This window comes from Mycobacterium sp. (assembly GCF_049683935.1).
Taxonomy (GTDB): domain Bacteria; phylum Actinomycetota; class Actinomycetes; order Mycobacteriales; family Mycobacteriaceae; genus Mycobacterium.
In genome coordinates, this window is sequence record NZ_JBAUJR010000388.1 from 1 (window position 1) to 9,366 (window position 9,366).

Genomic DNA, 9,366 nt, shown 5'->3' on the forward strand with positions numbered 1-9,366 from the left:
GGAACGGCAGGCCGGGCACCTCGGGTGCGGGCCCCGGTGCCGGAGCGGGGGCGGGCTGGGCCGCCGCAGATGTGCTGAGCGCCAACGCAGCCGAGACGGCTCCGGCCGCGGCGACCATCGTGGTTGCAAACAATTTCCCGGTGCGATGCATGGTTCTCCCAAATCCTTGGTGGCTCGAAACGGCATAGGTGGCACGCCTGTACCCGAAGCTAGCCTGTTACTAGAGTTACTCAAGTGACACGTGTGGCATTTATGTAACCGTTACTGACACGAGTGCCGATGGTGACCGCTCGATAGAGTTCTGGGTCATAGACGCCACCGCATCCGCCCCAGCAACTCCCGGCTCCCATCTGGTGTCCCGGCTGTCCGCCGCGGCGCCCGTGCTGTTGATCCTCAGCATCGCCGCGCGCCTGGCGTGGACGTATCTGCTGCCCAACGGCGCCAACTTCGTCGACCTGCACGTCTATCTCGGAGGCGCAGCCGCGCTGGACCAGCCGGGGACCCTCTACGACTACGTCTACGCAGACCAGACCCCGGACTTCCCGCTGCCCTTCACGTATCCGCCGTTCGCCGCGGTGCTGTTCTACCCGTTGCACCTGCTGCCGTTCGGCGTGGTCGCTGTGGCATGGCAGATCGGCACGATGGCCGCGTTGTACGGCGTGGTGCGCATCAGCCAACGCCTGCTGCCGAACCCCGAGGGCCACGGCGCCGGCCGGCGTGTCGCGATGCTGTGGACGGCCGTCGGCATCTGGATCGAGCCGTTGCGCAGCACCTTCGACTACGGCCAGGTCAACGTGGTGCTGGTGCTGGGTGTTCTGTACGCCGTGTACACCACGCGGTGGTGGCTCTCCGGGCTCCTGGTGGGGCTGGCGGCCGGAGTGAAGCTGACGCCCGCGGTCTCCGGTCTGTACTTCGTCGGTGCGCGTCGCTGGGGTGCGGCGGTGTTCTCCGCGGTGGTGTTCTTTCTGTCGGTCGGGCTGTCCGCCGTCGTCGTCGGCGAGCAGGCGCGCTACTACTTCACCGAACTCCTCGGCGACGCCGGCAGGGTCGGACCGGTCGGGACGTCGTTCAACCAGTCGTGGCGCGGCGGCATCTCACGGATCCTCGGCCATGACGCCGGCTACGGCCCTGTCGTATTGGCAGGCATCGCCGTGACAGCCGTGCTGGCCGTGCTGGCGTGGCGCGCGGTCGGTGGTGCCCGGGACCGGCTCGCCGCGATCGTGATCGTGCAGCTGTTCGGTCTGCTGCTGTCGCCGATCTCATGGACCCATCACTGGGTTTGGCTGTTGCCGTTGATGATCTGGCTGCTGCACGGTCCGCTGCGTGATCGGGTCGGAGCCCGGGTGCTCGGTGTGGGCTGGCTGGTGCTGACACTGATCGGGGTGCCGTGGCTGCTGAGCTTCGCGCAGCCGACCATCTGGGAAATATCGCGCCCCTGGTACCTGGCGTGGGCCGGCCTTGTCTACATCGTCGCCACGTTGGCGACGATGGCGTGGATCGCCGCTACTGGCCGACGATCCGGTTGATGTCGCCCGCCATCTCCACGTCCTTGTCGGTGATCCCACCCTCGGAGTGCGTGACAAGTGCAAAAGTCACTGTCCGCCAACGGATGTCGATATCCGGATGGTGATCGCGGGCTTCCGCGTGTTCCCCGACGCGGGTGACGGCGTTGATCCCGTCGAGGAATGACGGGAACTCGATCGCGCGTCTCAGCGCCCCCTCGGCGCGCTCCCAGCCTTCGAGGTCGGGCAGTGCGGCGTCTACTTGGTCGTCCGTTAACACAGCCATGTGTTCGACGGTATACCGTTCGCGGCAGTGTCAAACCAGACGGTGTCCAACCAGTTGCCGAATCTGATCGTGGTCGCGGGTGCGTTGATCCACGACGCCGCGCTGCTCGTCGCCCAGCGCGCTCGGCCGCCCGAGTTGGCCGGGCTGTGGGAACTGCCGGGCGGCAAGGTCGCCGCGGGCGAGACCGATGAGAGCGCTCTGGCTCGCGAACTACGCGAGGAACTCGGTATCGGCGTGGTCGTCGGGGCCCGCCTCGGCGCCGATGTGGCACTGAACGCCACGACGACCTTGCGCGCCTACCTCGTCACCCAGACCGACGGGGTGCTGCACCCCAACGACCATCGCGCCCTGCGGTGGGTGCGCGCCGACGGCCTCGAGGAGTTGGCGTGGGTGCCCGCAGACACCGCGTGGCTGCCGCAGCTGGCGACACTGCTCCGGTGACGCGGACTGGTCACCGCGCCTTGGCGTCGGTCTCGGTCGCCGTCTCGCTGTCGCTCTCGCCGACGTGCTCGCCGTTGAGGGGATCCACCGGTTCCTCGAACGTCACCTCACCGGTGGTGGGGTGTACGGCGTAGGAATCGGGATGAACCGAGCGCACCGCGACCAGCCCCGCCAGCGTGGCCGAGACGTCGTGGCGCTGAGACGCCGACATCTCGTCGGGCACCGAGATGCGTAGCAGTCTCGGCGTGGTCGCCAGGTCGTACCGGAACGCCCGCAACATCGATACGCAGGCCGCCACCATCACCAGTGAGAACGGCACCGCCGTCGCGATCGACGCGGTCTGCAGCGCCGTCAGAGAACCGGAACCGCCCACCAGCAGCAGCACCGCGGCGACCAGTCCTTCCATCACCGCCCAGTACACCCGGGACAGCTTCGGGGTATCCACATTTCCGCCCGAGGACAGGATGTCGATGACCAGCGATCCCGAATCCGAGGAGGTGACGAAGAAGAACACGATCACCGCGATCGCGAGCACGCTGGTGATCGTCGCGATCGGCAGCGTGTTGAGAAGCTGGAACAGCGAGGTGTTGGTGTCGACAGCTCCGTCGACCAGCATGTCGCCGCTCTCCCGCTGGCGCAGGATCGCCGAGTCGCCGAAGATCGTGAACCACAGTGCACCGATGACACTCGGAACCAGCAATACCGCGCCGACGAACTCGCGGATGGTGCGGCCCCGCGAGATGCGCGCGATGAACATGCCGACAAACGGTGCCCAGCTGATCCACCAGCCCCAGTAGAAGACGGTCCAGCCGCCGAGCCACTCGCCGTCGGTGAACGGCGCCGTGCGCAGCATCAGCTCCGGCAGCGACTGGATGTAGATACCGAGGTTCTGCACGAACGCCTGCAACAGGAACAGCGTCGGCCCCAGCAGCATCACGAACAGCGCCAGTGCGGCGGCCAGCATCATGTTGATGTTCGACAGCCACTTCAGACCCTTGCTGACACCGGTGACCACCGAAATCGTCGCTACCAGGGTGATCAAGGCGATCATCCCGACCGTCCACCAGTTGTTGATCTGGATCCAGCCCAGGTACTCCAGTCCCGCCGCGATCTGGGTGATACCGAAGCCGAGGGAGGTGGCCACGCCGAACAGGGTGCCGACGACGGCGGTGATGTCCACCGCGTGCCCGATCGGGCCTTCGACCCGCTCGCGCCCCAACAGCGGCTCCAGCAGCCAGCGCACCGACAGTGGCCGGCCCCGGCGGTAGGTCATGTACGACATGCCGAGGCCGACGACGACGTAGATCGCCCACGGGTGCAGCGCCCAGTGGAACAGCGTCAGCGCCATGGCCTGGTTGGCCGCTGCGTCGGTCTGGCCCGCGATGCCTCTCGACTCGGGCGGGCTCACGTAGTGCGTCAGCGGTTCGGCCACGCTGTAGAAGACCAGGCCGATGCCCATTCCGGCGCTGAAGAGCATCGCCAGCCACGCCATGAAGCTGAACTCGGGTTTCTCATCGTCGTCGCCGAGTCGGATGGTGCCGATGCGGGAGGCGCCGCAGTAGATCGCGAACACCACGAAGCCGGTGGTGACCAGCACGTACCACCATCCGACGCCGTCGGTGATCACCCCGTTGAGCTGCGAGAAGGCGTCTTCGGCCTGGCCGGAGTAGACCACCGCGAACAGGATGAGACCGAGGATGATGATCGAGGAGGGTATGAACACCGCCGGCTCGAGGCTTCGCCACGCGTTCGCCAGCGGATTCTGCCGCTCGCCTTCGGCACTCTTGCGGTCCGATGGGGTCGGCACGGTTACCGCCTCCTCAAAGTCGTCGTCGTCATCGTCGTCATCGTCTGTTACGTATCGGTGCAGGTTTCGCTGTGGAGGGCCAGTGTTGTCGGCGCGCGGAAAACCCTACCTGCTGCAGTTCTCTGACGACCGTCCGGCCGACGAGGCAGGACGGAATTCGACAGCAACCCCACGGGCGGCCGGCGGCGCCTCAATAGCGCAGACGATCTCCGACTATCCGCACATCGGTCCGGCTGCCGGGGTGGTGCAGCGCGTGGATCGGGTGCGTGAGCACGGGATGCCGGCAGTGCGGACACGACGTCCTGGGCTCCTTGGCCGAGCTGAACGACAGGTGATGACATTCCGAACATCGCACCATGTACAACGCTCCGACCCAGCTGAGCAGCCCCAGGTAGAGCGCCACAGTGGCCAGCGTGCCGACCGCGACGATCGTGAACACCGCGAGAATCTCGTAAACCGTCATGACCGGACCTCCAAACGCCGAGACGTTCTGACGGGATGTATCCACGGTACGCCGCAGGTCAGGACTTGCGGGCGCGCTTGAGCACCTTGGCCAGTTCCTTACCCCGGATGCCGTTCAGTTCGGCCCTGTGCACTTTGTTGATGACGACCGGGCAGCGCTTGCAGCGGGGCTTGCTGCGACAACACTTCTTCTTCGGTTTCAGGTCGGCGAGCTTGCCGGGCTTCAAGTGAGTTGTCTCTCTCGTTTTCGTGATCAGTGCGCTGCACTGCGACAATCACGACGTGAATGCACGCCCCGATTTCCGCAACGTCGCCATTGTGGCTCACGTCGACCACGGCAAGACGACCCTGGTCGACGCGATGCTGCGCCAATCGGGGGCCCTGAGCCACCGCGGCGACGATGCAATCGAACGCCTGATGGACTCCGGTGACCTCGAGAAGGAAAAGGGCATCACCATCCTGGCGAAGAACACCGCCGTCCATCGTCACCACCCCGACGGCGGAATGACCGTCATCAATGTCATCGACACCCCGGGCCACGCGGACTTCGGCGGTGAGGTCGAACGCGGCCTGTCGATGGTCGACGGCGTGCTGCTGCTCGTTGATGCGTCGGAGGGTCCGCTGCCCCAGACCCGGTTCGTACTGCGCAAGGCCCTGTCCGCGCACCTGCCGGTGATCGTCGTGGTCAACAAGACCGATCGCCCCGACGCGCGGATCGCCGAGGTGGTCTCCGACAGCCACGACCTGCTGCTCGACGTCGCCTCCGATCTCGACGAGGAGGCGCAGAAGGCCGCCGAGCACGCGCTCGGACTGCCGACGCTCTACGCATCGGGCCGGGCGGGCATCGCCAGCACCACCGAACCCGCCAACGGCGAGAACCCCGACGGCGAGAATCTCGATCCGCTCTTCGACGTCCTGCTCGAGCACATCCCGCCGCCGCAGGGCGACCCGGAAGCTCCGCTGCAGGCGCTGGTGACCAACCTCGACGCCTCGGCATTCCTCGGCAGGCTCGCGTTGATCCGCATCTACAAGGGGCGGATCCGCAAGGGCCAGCAGGTGGCGTGGATGCGCGAAGTGGACGGCCATCCGGTCATCACGAACGCCAAGATCACCGAGTTGCTCGCCACCGAAGGCGTCGAACGGACCAGCACGGACGAGGCTGTCGCCGGTGACATCGTCGCCGTCGCCGGGATGCCCGAGATCATGATCGGCGACACCCTCGCCGACGTCGAGCATGCGCACGCGCTGCCACGGATCACCGTCGACGAACCCGCGATCTCGGTCACCATCGGCACCAACACCTCGCCGCTCGCCGGCAAGGTCTCCGGGCACAAGCTCACCGCCCGCATGGTCAAGAACCGCCTCGATCAGGAACTGGTCGGCAACGTGTCGATCAAGGTCGTCGACATCGGCCGCCCGGACGCCTGGGAAGTCCAGGGCCGAGGCGAGTTGGCGCTCGCTGTGCTCGTCGAGCAGATGCGCCGCGAGGGTTTCGAGCTCACGGTCGGCAAGCCGCAGGTGGTCACCCGGACGATCGACGGCAAGCTGCACGAGCCGTTCGAGGCGATGACGATCGACTGCCCCGAAGAATTCGTGGGCGCCATCACCCAGTTGATGGCCGCCCGCAAGGGCCGGATGGAGGAGATGGCCAACCACGCCGCCGGATGGGTCCGGATGGACTTCGTCGTGCCCAGCCGCGGACTGATCGGCTTCCGGACCGACTTCCTGACCCTGACCCGCGGCACCGGCATCGCCAACGCCGTCTTCGAGGGCTACCGTCCATGGGCCGGCGAGATCCGGGCCCGCCACACCGGCTCCCTGGTCTCGGACCGCTCCGGTTCGGTGACGCCGTTCGCGATGATCCAGCTGTCCGATCGCGGTCAGTTCTTTGTCGAACCCGGCGACGACACCTACGAGGGCCAGGTCGTCGGCATCAACCCGCGTGCCGAAGACCTCGACGTCAACGTCACCCGTGAGAAGAAGCTCACCAACATGCGTTCCTCGACCGCGGACGTGATGGAGACGTTGGCCCGTCCCCTCGAGTTGGGTCTCGAACAGGCGATGGAGTTCTGCGCCGAGGACGAGTGCGTCGAAGTGACGCCGGAGATCGTGCGGGTGCGCAAAGCCGAACTCGACGCGACGACCCGGGGGCGTGCGCGGTCGCGCGCCAAAGCCCGCAACTGACCGATGGATACTCTGTAGGCGTGCCGACGACCCAGCGACGCGTCAGCGCCGTCGCCGGCGCCCTGTTGATGACGTTGGCGCTGGTCACGGCATGTACCGTCAAGCCGCCACCGGCGCCTCAGAGCACCGACACCACCGAGTCGGCGCCGCCGCCGCCGATGAAGGCGACGCAGATCATCATGGCGATCGATTCGATCGGTCCCGGGTTCAACGCCCACCTGCTGTCCGACCAATCCCCGGTCAACGCCGCGATCAGCTCGCTGGTGCTGCCCAGTTCGTTCCGTCCGATCCCCGACGCGCGGACGCCCACCGGCTCGCGCTGGGAGTTGGACACGTCGCTGCTGGAGTCGGCGGAGGTGACCTCCGAGGAGCCGTTCACGGTCACCTACAAGGTGCGCCCCGAGGCCCAGTGGACGGACAATGCGCCGATCGGGGCCGACGACTACTGGTATCTGTGGCGCCAGATGGTCAGCCAGCCCGGCACGGTGGATCCGGCCGGCTACGACCTGATCACCGGGGTGCAGTCCATCGAGGGCGGGAAGACCGCCGTCGTGACGTTTTCCCAGCCGTACCCCGCATGGCGGGAGCTGTTCAACAACATCCTGCCCGCCCACATCGTCAAGGACGTGCCGGGCGGATTCGGAGCCGGGTTGGTGCAGGCGCTGCCGGTCACCGGCGGGCAGTTCCGGGTCGAGACCATCGATCCGCAACGCGACGAGATCCTGCTGGCACGCAACGACAGGTACTGGGGTCAGCCCGCGGTTCCCGATCTGATCCTGTTCCGCCGCGGGGGCGCACCCGCGGCCCTGGCCGACTCGATCCGCAACGGCGACACCCAGGTAGCCCAGGTACACGGCGGGGCGGTGGCGTTTGCGCAGCTGTCCGCCATCCCCGACGTCCGGACCGCGCGGATCGTCACCCCGCGCGTCATGCAGCTGACACTGCGCGCGCAACAGCCGGCTCTGGCCGAACCTCAAGTGCGACAAGCCATCCTGGGTCTGCTCGACGTGGACCTGCTGGCCGCGGTCGGGGCCGGCGACGACAACTCCGTCACCCTCGCCCAGGCGCAGGTGCGCTCCCCGTCCGATCCCGGCTACGTCCCGACCGCTCCGCCGGCGATGAGCCGCGAGCAGGCGATGACGCTGCTGGCCGGTGCCGGTTACCAGATCGACCCGGTGTCGACCACGCCGCCGGCGCCACCCACACCGACCCTGCCGGAGAACAACCGCGGGCACCTCACCAAGGACGGCGAGGCGCTGACACTGGTGCTCGGTGTCGCCGCGAACGATCCGACATCGATCTCGGTCGCCAACACCGCCGCCGACCAACTGCGCAATGTCGGTATCGCGGCGTCGGTGTCCGCGCTGGATCCGGTGGTGCTCTACAGCGACGCGCTGGTCAACAACCGGGTCGACGCCGTGATCGGATGGCGTCAGGCCGGCGGGGACCTGGCCACCGCGCTCGCATCGCGCTACGGCTGCCCCGCCCTGGAGGCGACGCCGATCGTGACCACCACCGGGTCGCCGGCCCCATCCACAGAGTCTCCGTCCCCGTCGCCCGAGTCGCGGCCGTCGTCGACGGCGCCGCCCCCTGAGCCACCCGGGACCACCACCACGGCGACGCCGACACCGGTGCCTGACACCGGTGAGCTGGTGCAGGCGCCGAGCAACATCACCGGGACCTGCGACCGTGCCATCCAACCCCGTATCGATGCCGCGCTGCGCGGTACGGCGGACATCGGCGAGGTGATCGACGAGGTCGAGCCGAGGCTGTGGAACATGTGGACGGTGTTGCCGATCCTGCAGGACACCACGATCGTCGCCGCGGGACCGCGCCTGCAGAACGTCAGCCTCACCGGGGCCGTGCCGGTCGGGATCGTCGGCGACGCCGGCAACTGGGTCAAGCTGCCTCAATGACGTTCGGATGGGTCAGTGATGTCCGGGGTGTTCGGTGACCGCCGAGTCACCCGCCGCGGCGGCGTGGCGCCGGTGGATCTCGACGATGCCGTACGCCGCGTAGGCCGCGATCGCGAACACCGCCAGTAGCCACAGCGGCGGGCGGGCGAGTTCCCACACGAACAGCGCCGCAAAAAGTGGCGAGCGCTGAGTGATCGCCAGGACTCCCGCCGCGCAGCTCAACGACACCGCCGGGATGTGCAGATCGGTGCCTGCCCACTGGTTGAGTCCCAGAGCGACCAGTGAACCCGCAGCCGCACCCGTGGCCAGCGCCGGGGTGAGCAGTCCGCCGACCGCGCCGGCACGCAGGAATGCCGCGGTCAGCAGTGGCTTGAGCAGCAGGATCGCCGCCGCCGCGCCGAACGTCAGGCCACTGTTGACGCTGACTTCGAGGATGCTGCGGCCGTTGCCGGGCAGTTCCGGCAGCCAGATCGAGCAGATTCCCGTCAACAGCCCGGCGGCCGCGATCGCCGGGATCAGCAGCCACGAACGCGGCTGCACACCCGGGCGGGCGGCGGTCATCGCCCGGTCGAAGGACAGCCCGATGACGACCGCCAGCGGGGCCGGCGCCAGCGCCAGGAAAACGAACAGGTAGGACAGCTCGAAGTCCGGCCACACCAGCGGGTGCTCGAGGTGGGTCACCGGCGCGGCGACCGCGACCGCCAGGCTCGACGTGATCAGCGCTGTGCCCAGCACCCGCGGATGCCAGGTACCGAGGAGGATGCGAGC

At 67.6% G+C, this 9,366-nt stretch carries 9 protein-coding genes; 4 read left to right on the forward strand and 5 right to left on the reverse strand.

What is annotated here, in order from left to right:
• Positions 1-248 precede the first annotated feature (248 nt).
• Positions 249-1,526, forward strand: coding sequence for a mannosyltransferase (locus WA965_RS22320; protein ID WP_526302685.1), 1,278 nt, complete (start codon positions 249-251; stop codon positions 1,524-1,526).
• Here WA965_RS22320 and WA965_RS22325 read toward each other — a convergent pair.
• Positions 1,504-1,788: a 4a-hydroxytetrahydrobiopterin dehydratase gene (locus WA965_RS22325; RefSeq protein ID WP_526302681.1), complete on the reverse strand. Its 285-nt coding sequence runs from the start codon at positions 1,786-1,788 to the stop codon at positions 1,504-1,506. The genes WA965_RS22320 and WA965_RS22325 overlap by 23 nt on opposite strands.
• A 54-nt stretch (positions 1,789-1,842) precedes the next feature.
• Between WA965_RS22325 and WA965_RS22330 the strand changes: the two genes are divergently transcribed.
• The gene (locus WA965_RS22330; RefSeq protein WP_526302684.1) at positions 1,843-2,229 is read left to right on the forward strand and encodes a (deoxy)nucleoside triphosphate pyrophosphohydrolase; all 387 of its coding nucleotides are present in this window, start codon (positions 1,843-1,845) and stop codon (positions 2,227-2,229) included.
• Between the two features lie 10 nt (positions 2,230-2,239).
• Here WA965_RS22330 and WA965_RS22335 read toward each other — a convergent pair whose 3' ends face one another.
• The 3 genes from WA965_RS22335 to WA965_RS22345 all read right to left on the reverse strand — a co-directional run bounded on the left by WA965_RS22335 (position 2,240) and on the right by WA965_RS22345 (position 4,725).
• Entirely contained in the window at positions 2,240-4,036 is a 1,797-nt protein-coding gene (locus WA965_RS22335; RefSeq protein ID WP_526302679.1) for a BCCT family transporter, read from the reverse strand.
• A gap of 190 nt (positions 4,037-4,226) precedes the next feature.
• Positions 4,227-4,499 (reverse strand): hypothetical protein, encoded by a 273-nt coding sequence (locus tag WA965_RS22340; protein WP_526302677.1) that lies wholly within the window; start codon positions 4,497-4,499, stop codon positions 4,227-4,229.
• Between the two features lie 58 nt (positions 4,500-4,557).
• On the reverse strand, positions 4,558-4,725 hold the full coding sequence (locus WA965_RS22345; protein ID WP_526302676.1) for a hypothetical protein: 168 nt from the start codon (positions 4,723-4,725) through the stop codon (positions 4,558-4,560).
• 55 nt (positions 4,726-4,780) lie between these two features.
• Here WA965_RS22345 and typA point away from each other — a divergent pair, with 55 nt between their 5' ends.
• Together typA and WA965_RS22355 are read left to right on the forward strand one after the other, a co-directional pair.
• The gene (gene typA / locus WA965_RS22350) at positions 4,781-6,682 is read left to right on the forward strand and encodes a translational GTPase TypA (protein WP_526302674.1); all 1,902 of its coding nucleotides are present in this window, start codon (positions 4,781-4,783) and stop codon (positions 6,680-6,682) included.
• A 68-nt stretch (positions 6,683-6,750) separates the two neighbouring features.
• Positions 6,751-8,598, forward strand: coding sequence for an ABC transporter family substrate-binding protein (locus WA965_RS22355; protein WP_526302683.1), 1,848 nt, complete (start codon positions 6,751-6,753; stop codon positions 8,596-8,598).
• 12 nt (positions 8,599-8,610) lie between these two features.
• Here the strand turns inward: WA965_RS22355 and WA965_RS22360 are convergent.
• The coding region (locus tag WA965_RS22360; protein ID WP_526448085.1) for a chloride channel protein at positions 8,611-9,366 on the reverse strand (756 nt) is incomplete at its 5' end.

Excerpts from the sequence above, each read along its gene's own strand:
- WA965_RS22325 (WP_526302681.1), bottom strand. The coding sequence starts at position 1,788 with ATGGCTGTGTTAACGGACGACCAAGTAGACGCCGCACTGCCCGACCTC.
- WA965_RS22340 (WP_526302677.1), bottom strand. The coding sequence starts at position 4,499 with ATGACGGTTTACGAGATTCTCGCGGTGTTCACGATCGTCGCGGTCGGC.
- WA965_RS22355 (WP_526302683.1), top strand. The coding sequence starts at position 6,751 with ATGACGTTGGCGCTGGTCACGGCATGTACCGTCAAGCCGCCACCGGCG.